The organism is Pseudarthrobacter chlorophenolicus, assembly GCF_000962805.1.
Classification (GTDB): Bacteria; Actinomycetota; Actinomycetes; order Actinomycetales; family Micrococcaceae; genus Arthrobacter; species Arthrobacter chlorophenolicus_A.
On record NZ_JZTW01000009.1, the window covers coordinates 1 to 24,479 of the forward strand.

Below are 24,479 nucleotides of genomic sequence, written 5' to 3' on the forward strand. Positions count from 1 at the left end.
GTCGTTGGCTGTGTGTGGTAACCACCAACCTAAGAGGTCTTCACCTATTCACGATGTAACCAACGTCCTGACCCAGTACACCTAGTCGACGAACTCGGACTGCGTTTCGATGAAGTCCCAGTCAGCTGCCGTCAGCACTGCCGCAGGATTGTCCGGGTGCGGTCCGCCCGCTTCAGCGATGCCCTGGAGCACCGGCAGGGGCAGGTCACCCGTCCGAAGGTTCTCGCGCAGCCACTCCTTGCTGTCCAGGTCTAGGTCCAGCCACCACATGAAGATTTCCATGCCAGATCCACCTGCCTTTCGTTGACTTAAACGTTAGGCGCGGGCGAATCCCGGGACAAGGCTCCGCCCGCCCGTACAGGTACTACTCCCGGGCACAGATCGGGTACCGGCAAGTAACCTGGCGGGCTTCAGTCCGGGAAAGACGAGTACACCCTACTGAGGACCTTCCCTGGCGCCGCCCCTAGCCTGAAAACTCAAGCAAGCTGACCGTGCCGCTGGGGCATACGGGCGCCACCGCTGGCCTTTCCCAACCATGGTCCGTTTCACGCAATCAAACTGGGGAGATCACCATGAAACGCACCATAGGAACCCTCGGCGCCGTAGGCCTGGCGGCGCTCGTCGTCGCCGCCCCCGCAGTAGCCGACCGTGGCTGGAGCGATGACGATAAGGTCATCATCTGCCATGCCGGCTCGGGCTCGAACGCCGATCACTACACCGTGAACGCGGTTGCGGTCCCGTCACTGAACGGTCATGACAAGCACGGCAACGACATCATTCCGCCCAACGACGGCCTGAAAGACGGGCAGAACTGGGATGCTGCGGGACAGGCCATCTACAACAACGGCTGCGTTGCGGCGCCTCCGGTCGACAACCCACCCGTGGACAACCCGCCCGTCGATAACCCGCCGGTCGACAACCCGCCCGTCGACAACCCGCCCGTCGACAACCCACCTGTCGATAACCCGCCCGTGGACAACCCACCCGTCGTCAACCCTCCGGTCAACAACCCTCCGGTCAACAACCCGCCCGCGGTGACGCCCGTTGTCCCACCCGCCACAACACCAGCCGTGGTGACTCCGGCAGTGCCCGCCCAGCCCGCCGCCACCCAGGTGCAGCAGGCAACCGGTGCGGTGGCCGCTGCACCCGTCGGCAAGGGCACCAACCAGGGCTACAACGCCCAGACCGCCGTCGGCGCCAACCCGGCATCACCCGCCTGGCTGGGCGGCATCGGCGCACTGGCTGCGGCCGGGGCTGCGGTGGCCATCCGCCGCCGGTCTGCTTCCTCGCCAATGGCCCGCTGACGCCGTCGTCACCCCCGCAACGCTGCGGCCCCTGACAAGGAAGGCGTTCCGCCAGTGCCCGGCGGGACGCCTTCCTTCCTTTCACCAGTGACCCACCGGAGGAGCAAAATGGCCGAGGAGAACAGCCGCCCGGAGCCACCAAAGCGGCCGTGGCATCTCCTGAACCGCGCTGACCTGGCAATCCTGCTGTGCGGTGTCACGGCAGCCTTGGGCATCACGTTCGGCACGCCGCTCCTGCAGCAGGGCCAGCCTCCCGCCGTCGTCAACGCCGTGGCGGCCGCACCGGCCACCGCCGAACCTGTCCCTTCCGCCACTCCCATTGCCGCACCCAGCAGCACGGCACCGGCGCTTGACCCCCTTGCCACAGGGGCACCGTGGCAGGCGACACCGGGACCTGCACTTCCGGAGGCGGCGGCCCCGGTCCGCATCAGCTACCCGGCCGCCGATCTCGACGTGCCGGTCCACCCGCTGGAACCCGACTCGGCCGCGGCCGCCAGCCAGACCATCGTTCCGCCGGAAACCAAGGACGCCTACTGGCTGACTCCGTACGGAGTACCCGGCAACCACTCCGCCAACACCACGTACGTCATCGGCCACAGCTGGGACGGCGCAGACGCCCCCTTCAACCACCTGAGTTCAGCCGCCAAAGTGGGCGACAGCTTCACTATGGAGACCGGCACCGGAGCCATCCCCTACCGGGTGGACAGCGTGACCACCTACGTGAAGGCCAGCCTCAAGGACAGCCCCATCTGGGAGATCGTCCCCAACAGGGTGGTCCTCATCAGCTGCTATACGGAGGATCCGTGGGGCAAGAACGTGGTGGTCACCGCCTCTCCCGCTGGCCCCTGACAAACGCCGGCGGGACCTGTTCACCTGCCGCGTCCCGGGCGGACAATGGGCTATGACATCCGAACGGTTCAGCGGTACGGCTCCGCTTCTGGTGGGCATCATGCCAAAGCAGCATCCGGAAGTCCTCCACACCGCTGCCAGCCTGGCCGCCAGGCTGGGCCAGCCACTGCTCTGCGCGTATGTGGACGAGGCCAGCTACCTGGTGGAATGGGACCCCGCACGGTCCGCCCACCGGCTTTCCCTGCATCCGGACGCCGACGACGAAGACATCCGGGCACTGACCACCGGGCTGAAGGCGGACATCCTGGCAGCCGTGGAAAAGGTTCCTGCCGGCAGTGGAACGGTGGAATGGACGCTCCGCACGCTCGCCGGCGACCCCGCCCGGGCGCTGGCCCGCCTGGCAGCCGAAACCAATGCGCCCATGATCGTGGTGGGGACCTCCGAACGGGGATTTTCGCACCGGCTATCGGAGGCACTGAACGGATCGGTGGGCGCCTGGCTCAGCCATCACCAGAGCCTGCCGGTACTGGTGGTTCCGTACAGGATGCCGGCGCACCAGGACAGCTGAGTTCCGGCGTTCACCCGCTGAAAGCACGTTAAATCCAGGTCCCAAATAATAAAGCGAAAGTACTTATTCCGGGTGCTGGCGGAGTTCCCTACCAGACAGTAAGCTAAATCCTGCAGGCCGGTTCCGCAGTGAGTAGATGCCGGGCTTGCCCAAGAGCTGCTCCGGAGTGCGTATCCCCCAATAACGCACTCCGGAGCTTTTTTGTGTCCTGACTTAGCCAGCTTAGATACCCCCTGGGGGTACTTGCGTCCATACCCCAACGGGGTATAGGTTGAAGGCATGGACGCCATCGAAGAGGCCGTAACCGCGCAACCCACAGAGCTGGCACCGCAGCGTGCGGCCGAGCATGGATACACGGCCAACAAGGATGCCTACCTGCGCCGCCTCAAACGCATTGAGGGCCAGGTCCGGGGTATCGCGCGCATGGTGGACGAGGACAAGTACTGCATCGACATCCTCACCCAGGTATCCGCCGTCACCAAAGCCCTGCACGCCGTCAGCCTGGGGTTGGTGGAAGAGCACATCGGCCACTGCGTGGTGGGTGCCGCTGCAGAACCGGACCCTGAGGCACGCGCCGAAGCAATCGATGCCAAAGTCAGGGAAGCCGCGGAAGCCATCGGCCGCCTGCTGCGCTGACAGCAGCCCCCACGCCTGAACCACCATCCATACCGGCCACCGCCGGAAGCTACGAAGGAGCAGCCATGAGCACCACCTCCCCCACCACCACCAAAGTCAGCGTCTCCGGCATGACCTGCGGCCACTGTGTTTCCGCTGTCAGTGAGGAGCTCGAGGCCCTCACCGGTGTGGAAGCAGTGGACGTGGACCTCAACGCCGGCGGCATTTCCACCGTTACCATCACCTCCACGGGCAAACTGTCACCCTCCGAAATCGGTGAAGCCGTGGCCGAGGCCGGTTACTTGGTCGTCGCCAACGAAGCGTAGGGACCCCCGCGCACCGTACCAACCCCTGAGAGGACGGCATGGCCCACCAGGAACTGCTGCAACCGCCCGGCACCCGCGTGGTGGAACTGGACATCCAGGGCATGACCTGCGCTTCCTGCGTCAACCGGGTGGAGAAGAAGCTCGGCAAACTGGAAGGTGTGGCAGCCTCGGTCAACCTCCCGCTGGAATCGGCCCACGTCACGGCTCCGGAAGGGATCACCGACGACCAGCTGGTGGCTACCGTCAATGCCGCCGGCTACACCGCCACCGTGCGTACGCCGCCTGCACCCTCGGACACCGGCGGACCGGAGGCGGGTGGAACTGACCATCACATGGCGCACGGCGGCACGGCCACGCAGCTGCGTCCGCGCCTCATCCTGGCGGCCATCCTCACTGTTCCTGTGTTCCTGGTATCCATGGTGCCCGCGTTCCAGTTTCCTCATTGGGGCTGGGCAGCAGGAGCCCTCGCACTTCCGGTGGTCACCTGGGCTGCCTGGCCATTTCACCGCGCCGCGGCCGTCAATGCGCGGCACCTGGCCTCCACCATGGACACGCTGGTCTCCATCGGCGTGACGGCGGCCTACCTGTTCTCGGTCTGGCAGCTGGCAGCCGATCCGCGGATGACCGAGCACCCGGGCATGGAAGGCATGGACGCCGGCGGCCTCTACTTTGAGGTGGCAGCGGTGGTCACCACCTTCCTGCTCCTGGGCCGCTACCTGGAGGCCAACGCCAAGCAGAAGGCCGGGAACGCCCTCAAGGCCCTGATCAGCCTGGGTGCCAAGGACGCCGCAGTCCTACGCGAAGGGCTGGAACAACGGGTTCCCGCGGACCGGCTGCAGGTGGGGGATGTCCTGGTGGTCCGCCCGGGTGAGAAAATCGCCACCGACGGCGTGGTCCTCGACGGGTCCTCGGCGGTGGACGCCTCACTGGTGACAGGCGAGTCGGTGCCCGTGGAGGTGGGCCCTGGAAGCAAGGTCACCGGAGCCACCATCAACACGTCGGGCAGGCTGCTGGTCCGGGCAACCCGCGTGGGCGCCGAATCCACGCTCGCGCAGATGGCCCGCCTGGTTTCACAGGCGCAGACCGGCAAGGCGCCCATCGCGAGGCTGGCGGACCGCATCAGTGCCGTCTTCGTCCCGGTGGTGCTGGCCATTGCCGCGGCGACGTTCCTGCTGTGGCTGTTCATCGCGGAACCGGACGGAACGGACAGCGGGCTGCGCGCCGCCTTCACCGCCGCCGTCGCCGTTCTGGTCATCGCCTGCCCGTGCGCCCTGGGCCTGGCCACCCCGGTGGGCCTGCTGACGGGAACGGGGCGCGGCGCCCAGTTGGGGATCCTGATCAAGGGACCGCAGGTCCTGGAGGATACCCGCACGGTGGACACCATCCTGCTGGACAAGACGGGCACCGTGACTACCGGTGTACTGGCGGTTGAGTCCGCCGTCGCCTTCGGCGGATTCGACAGGCAGCAGGTGCTGCGTCTCGCCGGTGCCGTTGAGTCTGCGTCCGAACACCCCGTGGCGCGGGCCATTGCGACGGCGGCGAAGGAGGTCGTTCCGGCACGCCCGGGCGGTGCCGCGGACGACGACGGCCGCCTGCCCGCCGTCGATGGCTTCCGTTCGGCTCCGGGTGGCGGAGTCACGGGAACGGTGGAGGGCCTGCTGGTTTTGGCCGGCCGCACGGGCTGGCTCCGCGACAACGGGGTGGAGCCCTCTCCTGGGCAGCTGGAAGCACTGGCGGAAGCGGAGGCAGCCGGCGCCACGGCCGTCTGGCTGGCCGTTGACGGCGTCCCCGCAGGAATCGTCAGCCTCCGGGACACGGTCAAGGAAGGCTCACCCGTCGCCGTAAAACGGCTGAAGGACCTTGGCCTGCGCCCCATCCTGCTGACCGGAGACAACCCCGCCGTGGCCGCCCAGGTGGCTGCCGCCGTCGGGATCCCCGCTGCAGACGTGTATGCGGGAGTACTGCCGGAAGGCAAGGTGGAGGCCGTACGCAGACTGCAGGCCGCGGGAGCAACCGTAGCCATGGCCGGGGACGGCGTGAACGATGCTGCCGCCCTCGCGCAGGCGGACCTGGGGATCGCGATGGGGTCCGGAACTGATGTGGCCATCGAGGCCGCGGACCTCACGGTGATGGGAAACGACCTTGCCCAGGTGGCACAGGCCATCGAGCTGTCCCGCAGGACCCTGGCCACCATCAAAACGAACCTGTTTTGGGCCTTCTTCTATAACGCCGTCGGGATCCCGGTGGCAGCGCTCGGCCTGCTCAACCCCATGATCGCGGGCGCTGCCATGGCCGCCAGTTCGGTGCTGGTGGTGGCCAACTCGCTGCGGCTCCGGAGCTTCGGAAAGTAGCGGTTCACCTCTAGGGGGCTGGGTTCAGGCAGCACCGTAGCGGACGGCGGCGCGGGCCCGGGCCTTGGCGGCTTCCTCGTCGCGGTCCTTGGGCGGCGCCTGGGTCACCAGCGCGTCCAGCAGGTGCTGGGTGATATGGGCGATCTCGTGGACCGCGTCATCGAACGCTTCCTGGTTGGCCTTGGACGGCTTGGTGCTGCCGCTGATCTTGCGCACGTACTGCAGCGCGGCGGCGTGCACCTCCTCGGAGGTGGCGTGCGGCTCGAAGTTGTGAAGGGTTCGGATGTTCCGGCACATAGGCCCATGCTAGGCTCTGGAACGCCTAAGATCGACCCTTCTAGGCTTGCTTTATCAGCAGGTTGAGCGGGCCCGTCCATGGGGAGGACAGCATGGGCAGGGGTGCCCATCGACACTCCTTTGAGCGCCGGGATAGGTTTTAGGCAATGGATCTTCCGGATGAGCCGGGGGGCCGCTGGGGATGCCGACCTGGTTCGGATCCACTTACCAACAAGGAGATACTGATGGCTATTTGGGGTGCAGACGTTCAGCAGCTTCGTCAGCTGGGCAGCAAGCTTCAGGCAGGTGCGTCCGAGATCGAGACGCAGAAGTCCACTCTCACCAAGGTTCTGAGCAGCACCAACTGGGAAGGCCCCGACGCTGACAAGTTCCGCAACGAATGGTCGGGCCAGCACACCACCATGCTGACCAAGGTTGCCGAAGCACTGAAGGAAGCCGGCGACAAGGCCAAGCGCAACGCTGAAGAGCAGGACCAGGCTTCCCGCTAAGCCCCGGTTGCGCAGGACCTGTCACCAGGCACCTGTTTGTAACGGCGAGGGCCCGGACACCGCAAGGTGTCCGGGCCCTCGCGCGTTTAACCGCTGTATAAAGTGCCGGACCTGCGGCGGGCGAGGGTGCGCGGGCATCCGCGCACGCTGGGGCACTCAGGGCACGGGTTCGACGTCGTTCGCGTGCTCGAGCGGTGAGGTTGCCTTCGCCGCTGGCTGGCCGGGCGCGGGTTCCACCGCGGGAGCCCGGAGTTCGTCGAGCCGGACCAGGAGGACGCCGCCTACGATGAGCACTCCGCCCACAAGCTGGATGGCACCGGGCAATTCGCCCAGCAGCAGCCAGGCCCAGAGGACGGCGAACAGCACCTCGGTAAGTGAAACAAACGAGGCCACCTTGGAGCCCAGGGCGCGCGCCGCCATAATCCCCGAGACGTAGGCCAGCACCGTTGCCAGGACCACCAGCCCGGCCAGCGAAACCCACCACGGGCTCACCCAGGGCCCGAGTTTCGTGTCTGCAGTGTTGAACGCCATGGGCAGCAGTCCGGTGGCACCGGCCAGCCACATGACGGCGGCGCCCACCATCAGGCCGCCCGATGCCAGTACGAGGGGCGGCAGGGTGTCATTTTCCTTGGCGGTGATGAAGAAGTAGATGGCAAGGCAGACCGCTGCGGCGATGCCCCAGAGGACCCCCACCGGGTCCACCTTCACGGCCCCGGTGAGGTCCAGCACCAGGACCAGGCCCGCCAGGGACAGCAGGGTTCCCCCGAAGGTCAGCGCGCGCGGCCGTTTTCGGCTGGCTGCCCAGATCCACAGGACGATGATCACCGGAGCCAGGTACTCGAGCAGCAGGGCGACGCCCACGGAGAGCCGCTCCACCGCGTTGAAGTAGAACAGCTGGCATGCTGCCACGCCGATCAGGCCAAAGAGCACGATGGTGAGCCAGTTGTCCCGCAGCTGGTGCCAGCGGCCCCTCAGGGCGATGACCGCCGGGATGGCGAGGATGAGCGCGGCGCCGGTGAGCCGTGCCGTGACGGCGGCGCCCGGGGACCATCCCGTTTCCAGCAGCGCCTTGCCGAAGGATCCCGACGTGCCGAAGACGGCGGAGGAGAACAGGGCGATGCCCAGGCCGGAGGCCAGGAAGCTGCGGCGGGGTGCCACCGGACTTGTCGTGGCGGGATGGTTCTTTGCGGCAGGCACCGTCGCCTCCTGTCAGGAGTAAAGTGGGGTATTGGTCATGACAGTACGCTTCGGCGCTGTAAGGAGTCAAGATGGTATTTGCCCCTGACACTGAGGTTGCGCTGCGCAGCGTGGTCAACCTCATCAATTCCGGTGCCAACGGACGCGAGGACCTGGAGTCCCAACGGGATCTGGACAGGTTCCTGGCGGCCGAGCAGTTTTCAGGCTCCAGGGTGCGGGATGAGGCGGAGCTGGCCAGCGTCCGGCGGTTGCGCGGCGAACTGGCCGGGGCCTGGGTGGCGGGGGAAGACCGCGCGGTGGAGACCATCAACCGCCTGCTCCGCGACGCCAACGCGCTCCCCCAGCTGGTGCGGCACGATGGCTGGGACTGGCATCTGCACGCCACCACACCCGAGGCCCCGCTCGCGGACCGGATCAGCACGGAGGCGGCAATGGCGCTGGCGGATGTGGTGCGCAGCAAGGAGATGGACCGGCTGCGCGTCTGCGAGGCCGAGGACTGCGACGCGGCGGTACTGGACCTCAGCCGAAACCGGTCAAAGCGGTACTGCGATACAGGCAACTGCGCCAACCGGGCGCATGTGGCGGCCTACCGGGCACGCCAGGCGGCGGCGGGCTAGCGGCCCGCCGAACCTTCAGTGCCGCCGTCGTGGTCCTGCTGCCCGGGCGAGCCGGAGGCACTGGTTCCACCGAAGCCGTGGGACGTGTTCTTGGCCGAGCTGAGGTTGACGCCGGATCCCTTGCCCAGGTGCTCGGCGTTCTCCTTGTAGCTCATCGACAGCATGGCCGCAATCACCAGGGTGACAATGAAGGCGATGCCGGCAGCCGTGAAGGCGAGGTCGAATCGCGGAGCGCGGGCACTGCCGCCGGAAGCGAAAATCACCACGGCGAAGAAGGCCACAACAGCCCAGAACGCGGAGAACATCAGCGGGCCCTTCACAGAGGTCCGCAGGTTGCGCGGTTTTCCCTGGTGCTGGTCTGCCACGGTAAGTCCTCCCTGCGGGCGGCATGGATGGCCGGCCCGGTGTACGTTGTGGGTGGTCCCGGCGAAATTTCTACAGCGAGTAGAACCGGGACCTTCCTAGTTTACGGCTTCGCGGCCGTACTGCGGGAATCGTGCCTGAGCGTCAGCCCGGACAATGCCCACAGCACACCGAGAATGATGGCCCCGCCGCCGGCCACGCCCAGCAGGGCGTGCGCACCGAGGCTGATGAAGAACGGCAGGATCGCCGCCGTTCCGAGGCTGATGAGTCCAGAGGTGATCCAGTCCCGGGCCAGGACGTGCCGGCCCCGGTTCCGGAGACCGCACGCCAGCTCCAGGGCTCCGGCGACGCCGAGCCCCAGCGCCGCGATGACACCGAACAGAAGGTCACTGTGCAGCAGGAGCACCGCGAATCCTGCTCCCGCCAATACCGATCCGGCAGCCGAGAGTATCTTCCCGGCCACAGAGTCGCGCCCGAATCCGGTGGCCGGGATACCCCAGAGGGTGACGGCACCGATGGCCAGGAGGTACAGGCCGCCGGCCCAGCCCATGGCTTCCACGGAGGGCGTGGCCCAGAAGATCGTTACGGCTCCGAACACCAGCGAGGCAGCGGAGCGCAGCAGGACCGGCTTCCACAGGTCGGTGCGGGGGGCGGTTCCGTGGGCGGCGCCTGCGGGCGTCAAGGGTTGTGTCACGGCTCCAGTTTAGTTGCGCGCCCCGGTTAGGCCGAACCCAGCACCATCCACCTGTCACTCCGGGCGCGCAGGCCCAGGGTGAGCGCCCGTGCGGCCATGTATCCGATGGCGAATGCTGCCCAGAGCCAGCCGAGTCCCGCAATCCCTGAGGCCCCGGAAAACGCAACAGCCGCCAGCAGTGGGGCATACACGGCAACATTCAGCAGGCCGGCCAGGGCCAGGTAGCGGGCATCCCCGGCCCCGATAAGCACGCCATCCAGCACGAAGACGTATCCGGCAATGGGCTGGCTGGCGGCCAGGATCCACAGGGCGACGGCCAAAGCGGCTTGCACTTCCCGGTCCGGGGTAAAGAGGGCGCCGGCCCATGGTGCCGCCACCGCGAGGAGCAGCCCCGTGACCACGCCAAAGCCGATGCCCCACCGGATCATGGTGGTTGTCAGCAGCCGTGCCCGGGCCGCGTTGGATCCGCCCAGCTCCTTGCCGATCAGTGCCTGCGCCGCGATGGCCAGGGCATCCAGGGCGAATGCCAGGAAGGAAAAGATGGTCATGGCGAGCTGGTGTGCCGCCAGGTTGACGGCGCCTTGGCCGGTCACCACCAGGACCGTCACCAGGATTGCGGCCCGCAGGCTGAGGGTGCGCAGCATCAGCCAGGATCCCACCCGGGTCATGCTGCGGATGCCGTGCCAGCTGGGCAACAGAGACACGCCATGCCGGAGGGCGTTGCGCCGCACCATCAGCACGTAGACAGCCGCCATGCCCCATTGCGCCACACTGGTGCCCACGGCGGAGCCGGTGACGGACCAGTTGAGTCCGTAGACCAGCCAAAGGTTCAGGACGATGTTCAGCCCGAAACCGGCGGTGGCCACCACCAGCGGTGTGCGGGTGTCCTGGAGTCCGCGGAGCACACCGGTCCCGGCAAAGACCAGCAGCATCGCCACAAGTCCCGGCATGGACCAGCGAAGGTAGTCGACGGCGAAGGCGCGCACCTCGCCTTCTGCGCCCATGAGCCCGATCAGCGGTTCTGCTGCCACAAAGCCTGCCGCCGCCAGGACGACGCCCAGCAGCAGGGCCAGCCAGACGCCGTCGCGCCCTGCGGCCAGGGCTTTGCCGAGCTGGCCATCGCCGATGGCCCGGGCCACCGCTGGGGTGGTGGAGTAGGCGAGGAAGACCATCAGTCCGACGACGGTGTGCAGCACGGCCGATGCCAGCCCCACACCTGCCAATTGGGCCACGCCCAGATGTCCCACAATTGCAGAGTCCGCCAGCAGGAACAGTGGTTCGGCGACGAGTGCACCGAACGCGGGGACAGCGAGACGGAGGATCTCGCGGGCATTGCCCCGGCGCGACGCTAGAGGCGCGGAGGTGGAGGGATGGGACACCGTGCCAGCTTAACGGCCATAGAGCGGGGAGGCGGCTGACTGTGACGTCACGGTCATGACATGTCCCACAGAACGCTTCGATTAGTTGACTCTTCAACCAATCCTGCGAAACACTGGAAGGGTTCAACGCTGCGATCCGGCCCCTGCTTGCATGTGTCCAGCTCCGACCGATATCCGAAACGGTGAAACCCCATGAACCAGTCCCGCCTGACCACCACCGCCATCACAGCCCTCCGGATTGTCCTGGGCTTCCTCTTCGCAGCCCACGGCTGGCAGAAGTTCAACGAATGGACCATCGCCGGCACCCAGGCGTCTTTCGCCAAGATGGGCGTGCCCGCAGCCGACGTCATGGCCCCGGCCGTTGCCGTCCTTGAACTCGCCGGCGGCATCGCCCTGATCCTGGGCATCCTGACCCGCGTGGTGGCCGCCCTCCTGGCCCTCGACATGCTGGGCGCCCTCTTCCTGGTGCACGCTTCCGCCGGGGTTTTCGCTGCCAACGGCGGCTACGAGCTGGTGCTGCTCCTCGCGGCGGCGGCGTTCGCCCTGGCCCTCACCGGCGCCGGCCGCGTTTCCGTGGACCGCGCCCCCTTCGGACGCCGGAACTCCAAGCTGGCAGTCCTGGCCTAAGCCAAAACGCCCGACGGCGGCCGCGCACCCCGGTGCGTGGCCGCCGTCGTGGTTTAACTCCACCCGGGACGCTGGAACGGTGCGAATTCGCTGTTCCGCTACAGCGATCTGGCGCCGTTCCAGCGATTTCGCGAAGTTACGGCCCGTCACACGTCTCTTGCGGCTAACGCTGGGGGCCGAACCGGCCGGTAACCGGGAGCCTCAGTATGATCGGCAGCATGACTGAGACCGGCACGCCCAACTCCGTGACCCTCCGCTTCCTGGCGGCACCCACCGACGTTGGCCACAGCGGCTCCGTGGACGCCGGGACAGTGCTGGAGTGGGTGGACAAGGCCGCCTACGCCGCCGCTGTAGGGTGGGCAAAGTCCTACTGCGTCACGGCCTACGTGGGCAACATCCACTTCGCGGACCCTGTGAACAGCGGCGACATGGTGGAGGTGGAGGCCACCATCGTCTACACCGGCCGGTCCTCCATGCATATCCGCACCGTAGTCTCCTCCAGCGACCCCAAGGGCGGCCCCGCCACCATGCGCAGCCAGTGCATGGTGATCTTCGTGGCGGTGGGCGAGGACGGCAAGCCCACCCCCGTCAAGCAGTTTGAGCCTGTCGGTGACGCAGAGATCGAACAGCGCGACCACGCCCTGGCCCGGATCAAGGTCCGGGAACAGATCGTCGAAGCTATGAACCATCAGGAATATACAGATGCCGGCACTGCCGAGCGGGTGACGCTTCGGTTCATGGCGGCGCCCACCGATGTGAACTGGGGCGGCAAGGTCCACGGCGGAATTGTCATGAAATGGATCGACGAGGCCGCGTACGTCTGCGCGTCGCGCTACTGCGGCCAGGATACGGTGGCAGTGTTTTCCGGCGGGGTGCGCTTCTACCGGCCCCTCCTGATCGGGCACGTAGTGGAAGTGGAGGCCCGCCTCGTCTACACCGGCACCAAGGGGATGCACATCGCCGTCCACGTCCGCTCCGGCGATCCCAAAGGCCGTGAACTGAACCTCACCACGTACTGCCTCACGGTCATGGTGGCGCGCGACGGCGGAGGCAACTCAGTGCCTATCCCGGCGTGGGTGCCGGTCAGCGACGAAGACAAGCGGCTTCACGCCCACGCGCGGGAACTGCTGGAGATCAGGGGCACGGCGCCTGGGAACCGGCTGCCGAACCACCTTCTGGCCGGGGACTGACCCTGGGCGGGCCGCTCCGGCGTCGGGCCTAGAAGCCTCCGCCTCCGCCGGCGTCACCGGCCATGTTGGCGAACCGGGAGTAGTGGCCCTGGAACGCCACCACAATGTCCTTGGTGGGACCGTTGCGGTGCTTGGCGATCAGGATGTCGGCCTCACCGGCGCGCGGGGATTCCTTGTCGTAGACGTCCTCACGGTGCAGCAGGATGACCATGTCCGCGTCCTGCTCGATGGAGCCGGATTCGCGCAGGTCGGAGACCATGGGCCGCTTGTCCTGGCGCTGCTCGGATCCACGGTTCAGCTGGGACAGAGCAATCACCGGAACCTGGAGTTCCTTGGCCAGGAGCTTGAGTGCACGGGAGAACTCGGAAACTTCCTGCTGGCGCGACTCAACTTTCTTGCCGGAACTCATGAGCTGCAGGTAGTCCAGGATCACGAGCTTAAGGTCATGCTGCTGCTTCAGGCGGCGGCACTTGGCGCGGATCTCCATGAGGGACATGTTGGGGCTGTCATCGATGAACAGCGGAGCGTCGTTCATGCGGCCCATGGTGGTGGCGATCTTGGACCACTGTTCGTCCTTGATGGTGCCCTTGCGGAGGTCCTGCAGGCCGATGGTGGCCTCGGCCGAGAGGAGGCGCATGGCAATCTCGTTCCGGCCCATTTCCAGGGAGAACATGACGGTGGCCAGGTTGTTCTTGATGGCGGCCGAGCGGGCGAAGTCCAGCGCGAAGGTGGACTTGCCCACCGCGGGACGGGCGGCGATGACGATCATCTGGCCCGGATGCAGGCCGTGGGTAAGTTCGTCGAGCTCATAGAAGCCGGTGGGCACACCCACCATGCCTTCGCCGCGGTGGCCGGAAGCCTCGATCTCGTCCACGGTGGATTCCATGACGTCCTTGAGGACCACGTAATCTTCCGCCGTGCGGCGCTCGGCAACGGCGTAGACCTCTGCTTGGGCCTGGTTGACCAGGTCCTCCACTTCGCCGTCAGAGCCGTAGCCCAGCTGGACGATCTTGGTCCCGGCGTTGACGAGGCGGCGCAGCACCGCGCGTTCGGCAACGATTTCGGCGTAGTAGCCGGCGTTGGCTGCCGTGGGTACAGTCTGGATCAGCTCGTGCAGGTACGCGGGTCCACCGATCCTGTTGATCTCGGCCCGCTTGGTCAGCTCGTCGGAGACTGTGACGGCGTCCGCGGGCTCACCGCGGCCGTAAAGATCGATGATTGCTTCGTAAATGGTTTCATGGGCGGGGCGGTAGAAGTCCTGGCCGCGAAGGATTTCCACGACGTCCGCGATGGCATCCTTGGACAGCATCATGCCGCCCAGGACGGACTGTTCAGCCGGGATGTCCTGCGGAGGCTTTCGGCTCGCGTCTGATCCGCGGGTGGTTTCGACCTCGTCCAGATGCGCGATTGACAAAGCTGCCGTCCTCCATAGTTGCCGGGCCCGCCCGGTGGTTGCCGTCCTGCATAGGCTTCGCCGGAAATCCGGGTTCCGCCACCTGTCCAATGTCTACCGGCAGGGTCCGACACTGCGGCCGGCCCGGCCCCAGACCGCACTTGTGCACAGGAGTTATCCCCAAATCCACAGGTTTTCCACAGGGACCCCTCCCCCGGGGTTTACCGCTGCTGTCCGGCCTGCGTTCCATGCAGGTCCGCGGGCCGCAATTGATCCCCGGAACAGGTACCCCGCCACGCTAGCGGCCTCCGGCTCCACCGCAAAGTCCACCGCCGTGAATGCCTGTGGATAACCTGTGCACTAACCGGCATAGCTTGTGCACAGCCTGTGTGGAAAGTTGTGGAAAAGAAAAAAGTTTGACCCTAGTCATGGCTCTGACCTGCGAAAACTCGCCGTGAAACATGTGGAGCAAATATTTCTTCTGTGGAATTTCATCCACAGCGGCGTGTCGGGACATGCCGCTCCTGCGCGTGTTGCCGGCATCCGTGATACAGCTCATCCAGGCCTGGGGACGGCTGTCATATTCCCTCGAAGGACTGTCCGGCCACTCGGTGGACCGAGCATGCAACGCGGTGAATATTGCTGTGGATAACCCGGATCTGCCCTAAGCTCGTAGGTATGGCCGAACTATTCCTGGTTCTGTTGCCTGCGACAGTCCTGGTGCTGATGATGCGGGGTCTTGCAACGGCCGCCGGCCCCGGGTCAATTCCACAGCGATCCCGGCCACGTCCGCAGCAGCAGGTAGAAAGAGAACGGCTTTAGAACCATGGAATCGCTTGTCATCCCCGCCCTCATCCTTGTGGCTGTGGCAGTGGCCGTAGTGCTGGTTTCCCGGGCGCTGGGCAAGAAGAAGGCTGCTCATGACGCCACTCCCCGGCAGGCCGCACCCGGCGCCGCGGAACTCGCCCGTGCGGCAGCGGCCAAGCTGTCCGAGACCGAACACCGGCGTATCTACGCGCTGATCGCGCAAGGGCAGGCGATGGCCGCCATCAAGCTGTACTACGAGGCGACCGGGGACGGCCTGCGGGCCTCCCGCGACGCCGTCGGGGCACTGGCCGCCCACCCGCAGCCCTACCGCGGCCCGGAAGCGCCCGGAAGCGCGCTGGCGGACGACGAGGACGACGAGCCCCAGCGCTTCCCGTACCGTTACCGGGCCATCGCCAGCAAGGGCGATGTGACCCGTGAAGTCAGCAGCAACATGCTCAATGACGAGATCTACGGCAGGATCCGCACACTGGCCCGCAACGGAGACGCAGAGGCGGCAGCTGTGGCCCTGACGCGCCACTCCGACATCTCGATGACGCAGGCGCGGGAGTTCATCGAACTCCTCGACGACTAGGGGCGGGCCGGCGGTAAGCTACGCTGCTGGTCAGTTGGTTCCGGAGATTCCCGCGAGCAGCTGCTCGAAGGGAAGGGATTCCATGGGGGCCAGCTTGCGGCCCGGCTGCAGCCCTTCCAGGAGTTGCGAAAATTCGCCGGATGCCCGGTCCACCCTGCTTGCCAGGGAGGTGCCGGCGTCGCCCGCGGTGCCCCAGTCCTGCGGCCCGGCGAACACGGCCGTGGCCGCGATCCGGGTGCGGAGGTAGCTGAACAGGGGGCGCATGGCGTAGTCCAGGACCATCTGGTGCCGGTCCGTCCCGCCCGTGGCGCCGAGCAGGACCGCCTTGCCGTCAAGGGATTTGGGGTCCAGCACGTCGAAGAACGACTTGAAAAGCCCGCTGTACGAGGCGCTGAAGACCGGGGACACTGCGATGATGCCGTCCGAGGCTTCAACCGCGGCAATCACGTCAGCCAGGTGCGGTGCCGCGTAGCCGGTGACGAAGTTGTTGGCGATGTCCACCGCCAGGTCACGCAGCTCGACGGTTTCCACTTCCGCGCCGTATCCGGCGGCCTCCAGTTGCCGCTTGGCCGACGCCGCCAACTGGTCGGCAAGCAGGCGGCTCGACGACGGGACGCCGAGCCCGGCGGAAAGGACGGTGATGCGGCGGGTTTCCATGGCATTCTCCTGTTGCTGGTTCATAGATCGTACATGCATTTGCATCTACTTGTTGAACAGGGGCTGCTTACGGAGTATTCCCGGCACGGGGTAGGAGACCTAAAGCATGACGGTCCCGCGGATGCAGGTAGCGGAGTGGCCACCCACCCAGATGTTCGATCCCTCAGCGGAGATGTGGACCCGGCCTGCACGGCCCAGGATGGTGCCCTGCGCCGCCACGTAGTGCTCCGGCGCCCGCCCGGTGCCGATCAACCATTGGGCCGCGCCTGCGTTGAAGCTGCCCGTCACCGGATCCTCCACCATGGCATCACCCGGAATGAAGGTCCGGACCTCGAAATCGGCGTCGCCACCCGGCTGGTGCGGGCCGATAACCCCGATCTTCAGGCTTCCCATGGCAGCCAGGTCCGGTTCGAGGGACAGAACCAGATCAGCAGATTCCAGCAATACGCCGATCCATTCGGGGCCGTTGACCAGCCAGGATGCGTCAAGGATGTCGGGCCCCGGCAGCCGAAGAGCGGCGGACAACTGCCGGCGGACGGAACTGTCCACGGGTTCGAAGCGGGTGAGCGGCGGCGCGGCGAAGGCGAGCCGTCCGCCGTCGCGCTTTATCCTCACCAGGCCAGCTCCGCATTCCTGCACCAGCCAGTCGGCTGACTTCGGGATACCGCCGGCCTCAAGCCAAGTATGCGCCGACCCCAGCGTCGGGTGCCCGGCAAAAGGAAACTCCTCTGTGCCGGTGAAGATGCGTACCCGGTAATCCGCCTCAGGGTGTGTGGGCGGCAGCAGGAACGTGGTTTCGGAGAGATTCGTCCAGTTGGCGAAATGCTGCATCTGCCCCGCGGACAGGTCATCGGCGTCAACCACCACGGCCAGCGGGTTGCCGCGGTACGGTTCGGCGGAAAAGACGTCGGCCTGGTGGAACGGGCGGATTCGCATGCTCTGGTTGGTCACCGGTGCAGGCTATCACCGGTGTGGCCGCACCCCGGATGCGTCTGCAACACTACGTCCATGGCAGAGAACAAGACCGCCCCCACCGGGGCTGACGTCAGCGCATTCCTGGCAGCAGTGGAACACCCGGTCCGCAGGGCCGACGGCTTCGAACTGCTGGAACTCATGCGGAACGTCACCGGACAGGATCCGGTGATGTGGGGACCCACAATCGTGGGCTTCGGCAGCTACCACTACAGGTACGCCACCGGCAGGGAGGGCGACTCGGCCGCAGTCGGATTCTCCCCGCGTAAGGCCAACCTTGCCCTCTACGGGCTGACGTACGGGCCCGACGCCGGTCCGCAGCTTGAAGCCCTCGGCAAGCACAAAGCCGGGGCCGCCTGCCTGTACATCAACAGGCTGGCAGACGTTGACCGCCAAGTACTGGAGGCCATGGTCAGGAGCGGCTACCAGCACGTCATGGCCGAACTCCACCGGCCCTGACCGCAGATGCAAAAGACCCCCGCCGCCGTTATCCGGCAGCGGGGGTCTTCGGTGCAGTCAGAAATTACTTTCCGGCTACGACGTCGAGTTCGATCACAGCGGCAACATCCTCGTGGAGACGGACGTTGGCCTGGTAGGAACCAACCGACTTGATGTGGACCGGCAGTTCAACCTTGCGCTTGTCGATGCTGCCCAGGCCTGCGGCCTCAACAGCGTTGGCAACGTCGGCCTGCTTGACGGTGCCGAACAGGCGTCCGGTTTCGCCGGCCTTGACTACCAGCTGGACAGGCTTGGACTGCAGTGCAGCGGCCTGCTTCTGAGCATCTTCCAGGGAAGCGTGTTCGCGGGCGGCGCGGGCAGCCTTGATGGACTCAACCTGCTTCTCGCCACCCTTCGTCCAGGTCAGGGCGAAGTTGCGGGGCAGCAGGAAGTTACGTGCGTAACCGTCCTTGACCTCGACAACATCGCCAGCAGCACCGAGGCCGGTGACTTCGTGGGTCAGAATGAGCTTTGCCATGTTAGTAAATCCCTTCCTTAACCGCGGCCAGCGCCGGAGTAAGGCAGCAGGGCAACTTCGCGGGCGTTCTTGATTGCCTGTGCGATCTTGCGCTGTTCCTGGACCGTGACGCCGGTGACGCGACGGGCGCGGATCTTTCCGCGGTCGGAGATGAACTTGCGCAGCAATGCTACGTCCTTGTAGTCGATGACAGTGATGTCAGCGGCCTTCAAGGGGTTGGACTTTGGTTTGGGCTTACGGAGTTCAGCCTTAGCCATCGTGGAGCTCCTATTCTAGGGAGCCCGTGGATATTGATCCACGGGATGGTGGTGGTCCGACGGCGATGCCCGCCACAGTGCCCACAGGCACCATGATGAGGTCCCGACGCCGGGCCGAGATGATTTTTTAGAAGGGCGGTTCGGAGTCGGGGCCGTTGCCCCAGCCACCTGCATTGGAGACGCCGGGCGTTGCCCAGGGATCGTCCTGTGCAGCCTGCTGGTTGCCGCCGCCACCCCAGTTGCCGCCGGAGTTGCCGCCCTGGTTTCCACCAGAGTTGCCGCCTCCAAAGCCACCGCCGCTGTTGCCGCCGCCGAAGCCGCCGCCACCCTGGCCGCCGGAGCGCTGGGTGCGGTTGACCTTGGCGTTTGCGTAGCGCAGGCTGGGGCCGATTTCGTCGACCTCAAGCTCGATAACGGTGCGCTTTTCGCCTTCTTTTGTTTCGTAGGAACGGCTCTTCAGGCGGCCGGTCACGATGACGCGCATGCCCTTTGTCAGGGACTCCGCGACGTTCTCGGCCGCTTCACGCCACACCGCCGCGCGGAGGAACAGGGTTTCCCCGTCCTTCCACTCGTTGGACTGGCGATCAAAGGTGCGCGGGGTGGAAGCGATGGTGAAGTTCGCTACTGCCGAACCTGACGGTGTGAACCGCAATTCCGGGTCATTGGTGAGATTACCGATGACCGTAATGGTGGTCTCGCCTGCCATCTACTGCCTCCTTGTTCGATCCTGGGTGAAGATTCGAGTCCTGCGGGATGAAGAATGAAGAGTGATACCGAAATTACTCGGCAACAACCTTCTGCTCTTCGGGGCGGGTGATCTTGGTGCGCATGATGGTCTCGTTAAGAGACAGCTGGCGGTCAAGTTCCTTGGCGGTTTCCGGCTTGGCGGTGAAGTTCACCACGGCGTAGATACCTTCGGACTTCTTCTTGATGTCGTAAGCCAGACGGCGACGGCCCCAGATGTCAACCTTTTCGATGGTTCCACCATCGTTGGTGATGACGTTCAGGAACTTCTGAAGCGACGGCTCAACGGTACGCTCTTCGACCTCGGGGTCGATGATTACCATCAATTCGTAAGGACGCATATGTGAACCCACCTCCTTTGGGCTAAGCGGTTACGGCATTTCCGTAACAGGAGGTTCATTTGCGATTCCATGCAAGCCCCGCCGCCGGAACGGTGGCTGGGGCGCAGCACAGACTTCAATATCTTAGTGCATTTGGACGGGATAGGCGATTCGCGCTTGACTCAAGGCTAGAGCCCGTGCAGCCGGGATGGCAGCACGGGCTCTCCTATGTGGAAAAGCAGCAGATTACGACGCCGGGCCCGCCTTGGCCGGGACGTCGTCGGCCTGGCCTGCGGAGGCTCCGCGCCGGCGGTAGCGCAGGACTCCGACTGCCACCACCACCGCGGCAAGCGCCACGGACAGGAGCAGGGATTCGCGGGTGGAATCCAGGATGACCATGCCGATGAGCAGGGCAACGATGCTGCCGATCGACAGCCAGGTCAAGTACGGGAAGAGCCACATCTTCAGGGCAAGGTCCTTGGCGGCGGCGCCCATCCGCTTTCGGAGGATCAGCTGCGAGGAGGCGATGACCAGCCAGACGAACAGCGCAATGGCACCGGAGGTGTTGACCAGGAACAGGAATACCGTGTCCGGTGCGATGTAGTTCAGGCCCACGGTGACGAAGCCGACGACCGTGGAGGCGAGGACCGCAGCGACCGGCACTCCGCGGCGGGAAATCTTTGTCCAGGACGAGGGGGCGTCGCCGCGCTTGGACAGCGAGAACAGCATCCGGCTGGCGGTGTAGAGCCCGGAGTTCAGGCAGGACAGGACCGAGGTCAGCACCACGATGTCCATGATGGTTCCGGCACCCGGAATCCCGAAGAGCTCAATGACGGCAACGTAGGGGCTCTTCGCCACGCTGGCATCGTTCCACGGCAGAAGGGTTACCACGATGGCGATGGAACCGATGTAGAAAACGAGGATGCGCCAGACGGTGGACTTGACGGCCTTCTTGACGGCATCCACCGGGTTCTCTGATTCGCCGGCGGCAATGGTGGCAATCTCGGCGCCGAAGAAGGAGAACACCACTACCAGGATGCCGGCGAGGACAGCGCCGGGACCGTTGGGCATGAATCCGCCGTTGTTCAGCAGGTTGTCGAGGCCGGGTGCGGGGACACCGGGCACGAGGCCCAGGATTGCCGCCACGCCGAACAGCAGGAACAGGATGATGGCCGTGACCTTGATGGACGCGAACCAGAACTCGAATTCCCCGTAGGACTTCACCGAACCGAGGTTGGTCAGGGTGAGGAGGACCATCAGGATCAATGCCCAGACCCACTGGTCGATGCCCGGAACCCACCGGTGCATGATGGCTGCCCCGGCGGTGGCTTCGATACCCAGCACGATGATCCAGAACCATGCGTAGAGCCAGCCGATACTGAATCCGGCCCAGCGGCCCAACGCCTTGTCTGCATAGGTGGAAAATGAGCCGGTCTCGGGGTTTGCAGCGGCCATTTCACCGAGCATGCGCATCACCAGGATGACCACGATGCCTGCGGCCATGTAGGCCACCAGGATGCCCGGGCCCGCCTGCTGGATGGCGGCACCGGATCCGACGAAGAGTCCGGCGCCGATGACGCCGGCGATGGCAATCATGGAAAGGTGCCGTGGTTTGAGCGATTTGGACAGTTGCTGGTCAGCGGGCATGCGTGCGCCGTCCTTCTGGTTATTGCGTGGAGTTGGGGCTACTGGCGGCGGCGGAGGTTCCCCGGGGCCCTTCCAGTGCGTTGGATCACAAGTTTCTCCCACCCTAGACCCGCTCCGGCTTCGAGGATTATGTGCATCGGCACAAGCTCGCAGTATCCAAATCAGAACTTCCTCCAGCTGCGGACATCTGAAGGCATCAAAAGATGCATGCAGGGCAACACCGAAATCTCGAAGAAACGAGGCGTCCAATCTTGAGCCAATCCAGCGCCTATTTGGATGGCAGCCCGAACTGCAGCCGCTATATATTCCTTTCTACGGCTGGGTTTCGCGCTGGAGGCGGGAACCAGCCGGGCCGGACCTCCGGGCGGGACCGGCGGTACGGCTGCAGTGCCGGATGTACTCGCGCAAGAATGCGGTCTCGTTCTTCACAGGATGGGGACCTCATGTCTTTGGTAGGCCGGAGTAAGGAACTGGACAGGATCCTGTCGGTGATTCGCGGACCCAAGGACTCCGCCCTGGTGGTGTCCGGCAGCAGGGGAGCAGGAAAATCTGCACTCCTTGCCGAAATCTCCGCCCTGTGCGACTACCCCACGGTGTTCCTCAGCGCCAGCACGTCCGAGTCCGACTGGCCGCTCTCCGGGATCACGGCCCTCCTGAACAGGATGGACGACCCGGTCCTGAACAGGATCGCGGACGAGCTCCTGCGGGACGCGGCGGGCACCCTGAACGTCCCCGCTTTCTCGGCGACGCTCCTCGCCGGCCTGCTCCAGCGGTCGTCATCGCGGACGGTTATTGCCATTGACGACGCCGACCGGCTCGACCCCGGGAGCCAGGCAGTGATCGGTTTCCTGGCCAGGCGGCTGACCGGAACCGACATTGCGCTGTTCCTCAGCGCCCGCGGCGCCCCGCACGACAGCCCCTTCAACGGACTGGAGTCGCTCGTACTAAGTCCGCTGAGCTACAACGAGACGGTGCGGATGCTGGAGGCCATCCCCGCAAAGCAGGCCACGACGGCGGCCGCCCACGCGGTTGCCTCGGCCACCACGGGAAATCCGCTCGCCGCCGTCGAGCTTTACCACCACCTGCTTGAGCGGCAGGCCGACGGGAAGTACGCCATGCCCATCCCGTTGCCCTGCAGGGGCAGCTTTGAAACGGAATTTGCCGCGGTGGTGGGCCGGCTGACTCCGGTGGCACGCGGCATCCTCGACCTTCTCTCCCTGTCCTGCCGGACCGACATCGGAGCACTGGAACAGGTCTGCGGGGACGTATGGTCCGGCGTCGACGAACTGCTGTCCGAAGGGCTGGTCAGCCGAACGGGACCGCATCTGCAGATCCGCGAGCAGTTATTGCGGGGTTACGTCTTTTCCACCATGACTCCTGCGGCCAGGACAGCCAGCCACCGTGCGCTGGCAAACGCGTCGGAGTCCTCTGATCCGTACGCGAGGCGCTGGCACCTGAGCTACACGGCGCTGGAGCGCCAAACGCCATTCAGCCTGCTGCGGCACGCGGTGGACCTGATCCGCGGCGGCGATGTGCCGTTCGCCGTCGAGTACGTTGAGCGGGCGCTGACCCTCAACCCGTGGGAGGCCGAGACCGCTGCCCGCCTCGCGGCCATTGCCGAACTGCTCTTCAGCCTGGGCAAATTCGTTTATGCCCGCCGCTATCTGGACTGGGCGCGCCGGGTCACCCACAATCCGGCCCTCATCCTGCGGCTGACCGGCCTGGCGTTCGAAATACAGTTTGCCCAGGGCGCTTCGGTGCGCTCCAGCATGGTGGTGCGCCTGGCCAAGGAGTTCGGCCGGCACGACCCCGCCTTCACCGCGGCCCTGCTGGCCGGCGCAGCCCTCTACTACGCGGAACGGTGGGAACTGGCGGACGCAGCCGAGGTGCTCCGGTGCGGCGCCGGCTTCCGGGATGCGGCGTCACCCGAGTGCCTGGCCATCGCAGAACGGGCGCAGACCCTGGCAGGTTCCATCGGCGGGGACGCCGCCAGCCTTGCCCGCAAGCATGAGCCCGCCGGGGAAGCCCGGACACTGTGCCTGCTGGTGCAGGGCCGGGCCCTCAGCTACGCCGAGCGGTATGAGCACGCGGCGGAGGCCTTCGCCATGGTGCGCGGTTCCGTCGAGGCCGGTGACACCAACTGGCGGGAGTGCGCCATGTTCCTGGCAGTGGACAACGAGGTGCGGGCGGGCAACATCCGCGTGGCGGTCCGGCTCATCGACGAACTGGAAGCGCAGGAGCCTGAGATCAAGTACTTCCGCGGGATGCGCCACCTCTTCCGGGTGTGGCGGGCACACGCATTAGGGGACGAAGCCCAGGCCACCACGCACGCCACGGAGGCCCACCGGTTCGCAGCGTCCGAAAACCATCCCGCGCTCTCAGCCCAACTGGCAGCGATGCAGGGCCATTTTGCGCTCCTGCGGGGCGACCTGGCGGAAGCCTGCGCCCAGCTGTCCCGGGCCGCGGAAATCGGGATGTGCTTCGGCAACCCTACCCTGCTCCGCTGTGAAGCGGACCTGGTGGAAGTCTTGGTGCGGCTTAACCGGCACCGTGAGGCAACGCTGGCCCTGCAGCGGCTGGAAAGCCGCTCCGTGGGCCTGCGGTCGCCCTGGCTGATGATGGCCGTGGCGCGGAGCCGCGCCATGCTCGCCGACGGGGAACAGTCCCTGCAGCTCTTTGCCCGGGCACTCGAAGCCAGGACCGGGCATGAATCGATCCTTGAGCGTGCCCGCACCCTGCTGTGCTACGCCGAACGACTCAGCGCTTTCGGACGGCTCCGGGACGCGCGGGATGCGCTCATGCGCGCCAAGGTGATGTTCGACGAGGCCGGCGCAGATGCGTGGACCCAGCACGTGGATGTGCTGCTGCTGGACGAACGGGTGGAACCTGCCCGGCCGCAGGGCAACCCGGCCATGATGCTGCTGGCCGACCATGAACGTGCCTTGGCCCGGATGGTGGCGCGGGGGCTCCGCAATAAGGAGATCGCGGCAACCCTCTATGTGTCGGTCCGGACGGTCGAAGTGCGGCTGACGGCCATCTACCGGAAGCTCGGCGTGGAGTCCCGCGCGCAACTGACAGCCCTTGCGAGCACGAAGGAACCGACGCCGTCGGAGCCGTACGTGCTGCCCGTCCTGTAGGCCCCAAAGCCTGTAAATGCAGGTATCCGCAGTATCCACACTGATCCCCGGACAGACCCACAAAGCCCCTTCTGAACCCCGCCGGGCCGGCATTTTGAAAGCTAGTTTTTCT

General features: G+C 65.8%; 27 protein-coding genes. 13 read left to right on the top strand and 14 right to left on the bottom strand.

The annotated features are described in order from the left end of the window. Positions 1-81: 81 nt before the first annotated feature. Positions 82-282 carry a hypothetical protein gene (locus UC32_RS10580; RefSeq protein ID WP_045731195.1) on the bottom strand — a complete coding sequence of 67 codons (201 nt, stop codon included), beginning with the start codon at positions 280-282 and terminating at the stop codon, positions 82-84. Positions 283-572: 290 nt separating this feature from the next. Here UC32_RS10580 and UC32_RS10585 point away from each other — a divergent pair, with 290 nt between their 5' ends. From UC32_RS10585 to UC32_RS10610, 6 genes are all read left to right on the top strand, one after another. Continuing rightward, positions 573-1,304, top strand: a complete 732-nt coding sequence (locus tag UC32_RS10585) for a hypothetical protein (RefSeq protein ID WP_045731196.1) — start codon at positions 573-575, stop codon at positions 1,302-1,304. A gap of 108 nt (positions 1,305-1,412) precedes the next feature. Then, complete coding sequence (locus UC32_RS10590; RefSeq protein WP_045731197.1) at positions 1,413-2,153, top strand: class F sortase; 741 nt, start codon at positions 1,413-1,415, stop codon at positions 2,151-2,153. Positions 2,154-2,205: 52 nt separating this feature from the next. Next, positions 2,206-2,721 carry a universal stress protein gene (locus UC32_RS10595; protein ID WP_045731198.1) on the top strand — a complete coding sequence of 172 codons (516 nt, stop codon included), beginning with the start codon at positions 2,206-2,208 and terminating at the stop codon, positions 2,719-2,721. A gap of 279 nt (positions 2,722-3,000) precedes the next feature. After that, complete coding sequence (locus UC32_RS10600) at positions 3,001-3,357, top strand: metal-sensitive transcriptional regulator (RefSeq protein WP_045731199.1); 357 nt, start codon at positions 3,001-3,003, stop codon at positions 3,355-3,357. Between the two features lie 65 nt (positions 3,358-3,422). Next, positions 3,423-3,662 (top strand): heavy-metal-associated domain-containing protein, encoded by a 240-nt coding sequence (locus UC32_RS10605; RefSeq protein ID WP_045731200.1) that lies wholly within the window; start codon positions 3,423-3,425, stop codon positions 3,660-3,662. A 38-nt stretch (positions 3,663-3,700) separates the two neighbouring features. Continuing rightward, positions 3,701-6,013, top strand: a complete 2,313-nt coding sequence (locus UC32_RS10610) for a heavy metal translocating P-type ATPase (protein ID WP_045731201.1) — start codon at positions 3,701-3,703, stop codon at positions 6,011-6,013. A gap of 24 nt (positions 6,014-6,037) precedes the next feature. On the opposite strand, the gene UC32_RS10615 is transcribed toward UC32_RS10610, so the two are convergent. Beyond that, positions 6,038-6,310, bottom strand: a complete 273-nt coding sequence (locus UC32_RS10615) for a DUF2277 domain-containing protein (protein ID WP_045731202.1) — start codon at positions 6,308-6,310, stop codon at positions 6,038-6,040. A gap of 224 nt (positions 6,311-6,534) precedes the next feature. On the opposite strand from UC32_RS10615, the gene UC32_RS10620 reads away from it, so the two are divergent. After that, positions 6,535-6,798, top strand: a complete 264-nt coding sequence (locus UC32_RS10620; RefSeq protein WP_045731203.1) for a WXG100 family type VII secretion target — start codon at positions 6,535-6,537, stop codon at positions 6,796-6,798. Between the two features lie 156 nt (positions 6,799-6,954). Here UC32_RS10620 and UC32_RS10625 read toward each other — a convergent pair whose 3' ends face one another. After that, entirely contained in the window at positions 6,955-7,995 is a 1,041-nt protein-coding gene (locus tag UC32_RS10625) for an EamA family transporter (RefSeq protein ID WP_045731204.1), read from the bottom strand. 71 nt (positions 7,996-8,066) lie between these two features. On the opposite strand from UC32_RS10625, the gene UC32_RS10630 reads away from it, so the two are divergent. After that, complete coding sequence (locus UC32_RS10630) at positions 8,067-8,612, top strand: CGNR zinc finger domain-containing protein (protein ID WP_045731205.1); 546 nt, start codon at positions 8,067-8,069, stop codon at positions 8,610-8,612. On the opposite strand, the gene UC32_RS10635 is transcribed toward UC32_RS10630, so the two are convergent. From UC32_RS10635 to UC32_RS10645, 3 genes are all read right to left on the bottom strand, one after another. Beyond that, on the bottom strand, positions 8,609-8,977 hold the full coding sequence (locus tag UC32_RS10635; protein ID WP_045731206.1) for a hypothetical protein: 369 nt from the start codon (positions 8,975-8,977) through the stop codon (positions 8,609-8,611). The two genes, UC32_RS10630 and UC32_RS10635, sit on opposite strands and share 4 nt — an antisense overlap. 101 nt (positions 8,978-9,078) lie before the next feature. Next, the gene (locus UC32_RS10640; RefSeq protein ID WP_045731207.1) at positions 9,079-9,669 is read right to left on the bottom strand and encodes a hypothetical protein; all 591 of its coding nucleotides are present in this window, start codon (positions 9,667-9,669) and stop codon (positions 9,079-9,081) included. Positions 9,670-9,695: 26 nt separating this feature from the next. Continuing rightward, positions 9,696-11,048 carry an MATE family efflux transporter gene (locus UC32_RS10645; RefSeq protein WP_045731208.1) on the bottom strand — a complete coding sequence of 451 codons (1,353 nt, stop codon included), beginning with the start codon at positions 11,046-11,048 and terminating at the stop codon, positions 9,696-9,698. A 192-nt stretch (positions 11,049-11,240) separates the two neighbouring features. On the opposite strand from UC32_RS10645, the gene UC32_RS10650 reads away from it, so the two are divergent. Beyond that, positions 11,241-11,675: a DoxX family protein gene (locus UC32_RS10650; RefSeq protein WP_045731209.1), complete on the top strand. Its 435-nt coding sequence runs from the start codon at positions 11,241-11,243 to the stop codon at positions 11,673-11,675. Positions 11,676-11,893: 218 nt separating this feature from the next. After that, positions 11,894-12,865 (top strand): acyl-CoA thioesterase, encoded by a 972-nt coding sequence (locus tag UC32_RS10655; RefSeq protein WP_045731312.1) that lies wholly within the window; start codon positions 11,894-11,896, stop codon positions 12,863-12,865. 28 nt (positions 12,866-12,893) lie between these two features. On the opposite strand, the gene dnaB is transcribed toward UC32_RS10655, so the two are convergent. After that, positions 12,894-14,279 (bottom strand): replicative DNA helicase, encoded by a 1,386-nt coding sequence (gene dnaB / locus UC32_RS10660; protein ID WP_015939029.1) that lies wholly within the window; start codon positions 14,277-14,279, stop codon positions 12,894-12,896. Between the two features lie 805 nt (positions 14,280-15,084). Here dnaB and UC32_RS10665 point away from each other — a divergent pair. Next, positions 15,085-15,657 (top strand): hypothetical protein, encoded by a 573-nt coding sequence (locus UC32_RS10665; RefSeq protein WP_045731210.1) that lies wholly within the window; start codon positions 15,085-15,087, stop codon positions 15,655-15,657. Positions 15,658-15,687: 30 nt separating this feature from the next. On the opposite strand, the gene UC32_RS10670 is transcribed toward UC32_RS10665, so the two are convergent. Both UC32_RS10670 and UC32_RS10675 read right to left on the bottom strand, forming a co-directional pair. Further along, complete coding sequence (locus tag UC32_RS10670) at positions 15,688-16,314, bottom strand: FMN reductase (RefSeq protein ID WP_045731211.1); 627 nt, start codon at positions 16,312-16,314, stop codon at positions 15,688-15,690. Between the two features lie 99 nt (positions 16,315-16,413). Beyond that, positions 16,414-17,250 (bottom strand): PhzF family phenazine biosynthesis protein, encoded by an 837-nt coding sequence (locus UC32_RS10675; RefSeq protein ID WP_200896373.1) that lies wholly within the window; start codon positions 17,248-17,250, stop codon positions 16,414-16,416. Positions 17,251-17,322: 72 nt separating this feature from the next. On the opposite strand from UC32_RS10675, the gene UC32_RS10680 reads away from it, so the two are divergent. Then, complete coding sequence (locus tag UC32_RS10680) at positions 17,323-17,745, top strand: DUF1801 domain-containing protein (protein ID WP_045731213.1); 423 nt, start codon at positions 17,323-17,325, stop codon at positions 17,743-17,745. A 64-nt stretch (positions 17,746-17,809) separates the two neighbouring features. Here the strand turns inward: UC32_RS10680 and rplI are convergent, their stop codons facing one another. The 5 genes from rplI to UC32_RS10705 all read right to left on the bottom strand — a co-directional run bounded on the left by rplI (position 17,810) and on the right by UC32_RS10705 (position 21,230). After that, the gene (gene rplI / locus UC32_RS10685) at positions 17,810-18,262 is read right to left on the bottom strand and encodes a 50S ribosomal protein L9 (RefSeq protein ID WP_015939034.1); all 453 of its coding nucleotides are present in this window, start codon (positions 18,260-18,262) and stop codon (positions 17,810-17,812) included. Between the two features lie 17 nt (positions 18,263-18,279). Next, positions 18,280-18,519: a 30S ribosomal protein S18 gene (rpsR, locus tag UC32_RS10690; protein ID WP_003800144.1), complete on the bottom strand. Its 240-nt coding sequence runs from the start codon at positions 18,517-18,519 to the stop codon at positions 18,280-18,282. 127 nt (positions 18,520-18,646) lie between these two features. Further along, complete coding sequence (locus UC32_RS10695) at positions 18,647-19,225, bottom strand: single-stranded DNA-binding protein (RefSeq protein ID WP_045731214.1); 579 nt, start codon at positions 19,223-19,225, stop codon at positions 18,647-18,649. Between the two features lie 73 nt (positions 19,226-19,298). Beyond that, positions 19,299-19,604, bottom strand: a complete 306-nt coding sequence (gene rpsF, locus UC32_RS10700; RefSeq protein ID WP_015939036.1) for a 30S ribosomal protein S6 — start codon at positions 19,602-19,604, stop codon at positions 19,299-19,301. Positions 19,605-19,829: 225 nt separating this feature from the next. Continuing rightward, on the bottom strand, positions 19,830-21,230 hold the full coding sequence (locus tag UC32_RS10705) for an amino acid permease (RefSeq protein ID WP_045731215.1): 1,401 nt from the start codon (positions 21,228-21,230) through the stop codon (positions 19,830-19,832). Positions 21,231-21,673: 443 nt separating this feature from the next. Here UC32_RS10705 and UC32_RS10710 point away from each other — a divergent pair, with 443 nt between their 5' ends. Further along, positions 21,674-24,367, top strand: a complete 2,694-nt coding sequence (locus UC32_RS10710) for a LuxR family transcriptional regulator (RefSeq protein WP_045731216.1) — start codon at positions 21,674-21,676, stop codon at positions 24,365-24,367. Positions 24,368-24,479: the final 112 nt, after the last annotated feature.

Excerpts from the sequence above, each read along its gene's own strand:
- rplI (WP_015939034.1), bottom strand. The coding sequence starts at position 18,262 with ATGGCAAAGCTCATTCTGACCCACGAAGTCACCGGCCTCGGTGCTGCT.
- UC32_RS10590 (WP_045731197.1), top strand. The coding sequence starts at position 1,413 with ATGGCCGAGGAGAACAGCCGCCCGGAGCCACCAAAGCGGCCGTGGCAT.
- UC32_RS10710 (WP_045731216.1), top strand. The coding sequence starts at position 21,674 with ATGTCTTTGGTAGGCCGGAGTAAGGAACTGGACAGGATCCTGTCGGTG.
- UC32_RS10610 (WP_045731201.1), top strand. The coding sequence starts at position 3,701 with ATGGCCCACCAGGAACTGCTGCAACCGCCCGGCACCCGCGTGGTGGAA.
- UC32_RS10595 (WP_045731198.1), top strand. The coding sequence starts at position 2,206 with ATGACATCCGAACGGTTCAGCGGTACGGCTCCGCTTCTGGTGGGCATC.
- UC32_RS10665 (WP_045731210.1), top strand. The coding sequence starts at position 15,085 with ATGGAATCGCTTGTCATCCCCGCCCTCATCCTTGTGGCTGTGGCAGTG.
- UC32_RS10600 (WP_045731199.1), top strand. The coding sequence starts at position 3,001 with ATGGACGCCATCGAAGAGGCCGTAACCGCGCAACCCACAGAGCTGGCA.
- UC32_RS10675 (WP_200896373.1), bottom strand. The coding sequence starts at position 17,250 with ATGCGAATCCGCCCGTTCCACCAGGCCGACGTCTTTTCCGCCGAACCG.
- UC32_RS10585 (WP_045731196.1), top strand. The coding sequence starts at position 573 with ATGAAACGCACCATAGGAACCCTCGGCGCCGTAGGCCTGGCGGCGCTC.
- rpsF (WP_015939036.1), bottom strand. The coding sequence starts at position 19,604 with ATGCGTCCTTACGAATTGATGGTAATCATCGACCCCGAGGTCGAAGAG.
- UC32_RS10615 (WP_045731202.1), bottom strand. The coding sequence starts at position 6,310 with ATGTGCCGGAACATCCGAACCCTTCACAACTTCGAGCCGCACGCCACC.
- rpsR (WP_003800144.1), bottom strand. The coding sequence starts at position 18,519 with ATGGCTAAGGCTGAACTCCGTAAGCCCAAACCAAAGTCCAACCCCTTG.
- UC32_RS10670 (WP_045731211.1), bottom strand. The coding sequence starts at position 16,314 with ATGGAAACCCGCCGCATCACCGTCCTTTCCGCCGGGCTCGGCGTCCCG.
- UC32_RS10620 (WP_045731203.1), top strand. The coding sequence starts at position 6,535 with ATGGCTATTTGGGGTGCAGACGTTCAGCAGCTTCGTCAGCTGGGCAGC.
- UC32_RS10680 (WP_045731213.1), top strand. The coding sequence starts at position 17,323 with ATGGCAGAGAACAAGACCGCCCCCACCGGGGCTGACGTCAGCGCATTC.
- UC32_RS10655 (WP_045731312.1), top strand. The coding sequence starts at position 11,894 with ATGACTGAGACCGGCACGCCCAACTCCGTGACCCTCCGCTTCCTGGCG.
- UC32_RS10650 (WP_045731209.1), top strand. The coding sequence starts at position 11,241 with ATGAACCAGTCCCGCCTGACCACCACCGCCATCACAGCCCTCCGGATT.
- UC32_RS10605 (WP_045731200.1), top strand. The coding sequence starts at position 3,423 with ATGAGCACCACCTCCCCCACCACCACCAAAGTCAGCGTCTCCGGCATG.
- UC32_RS10695 (WP_045731214.1), bottom strand. The coding sequence starts at position 19,225 with ATGGCAGGCGAGACCACCATTACGGTCATCGGTAATCTCACCAATGAC.
- UC32_RS10705 (WP_045731215.1), bottom strand. The coding sequence starts at position 21,230 with ATGCCCGCTGACCAGCAACTGTCCAAATCGCTCAAACCACGGCACCTT.
- UC32_RS10580 (WP_045731195.1), bottom strand. The coding sequence starts at position 282 with ATGGAAATCTTCATGTGGTGGCTGGACCTAGACCTGGACAGCAAGGAG.
- UC32_RS10630 (WP_045731205.1), top strand. The coding sequence starts at position 8,067 with ATGGTATTTGCCCCTGACACTGAGGTTGCGCTGCGCAGCGTGGTCAAC.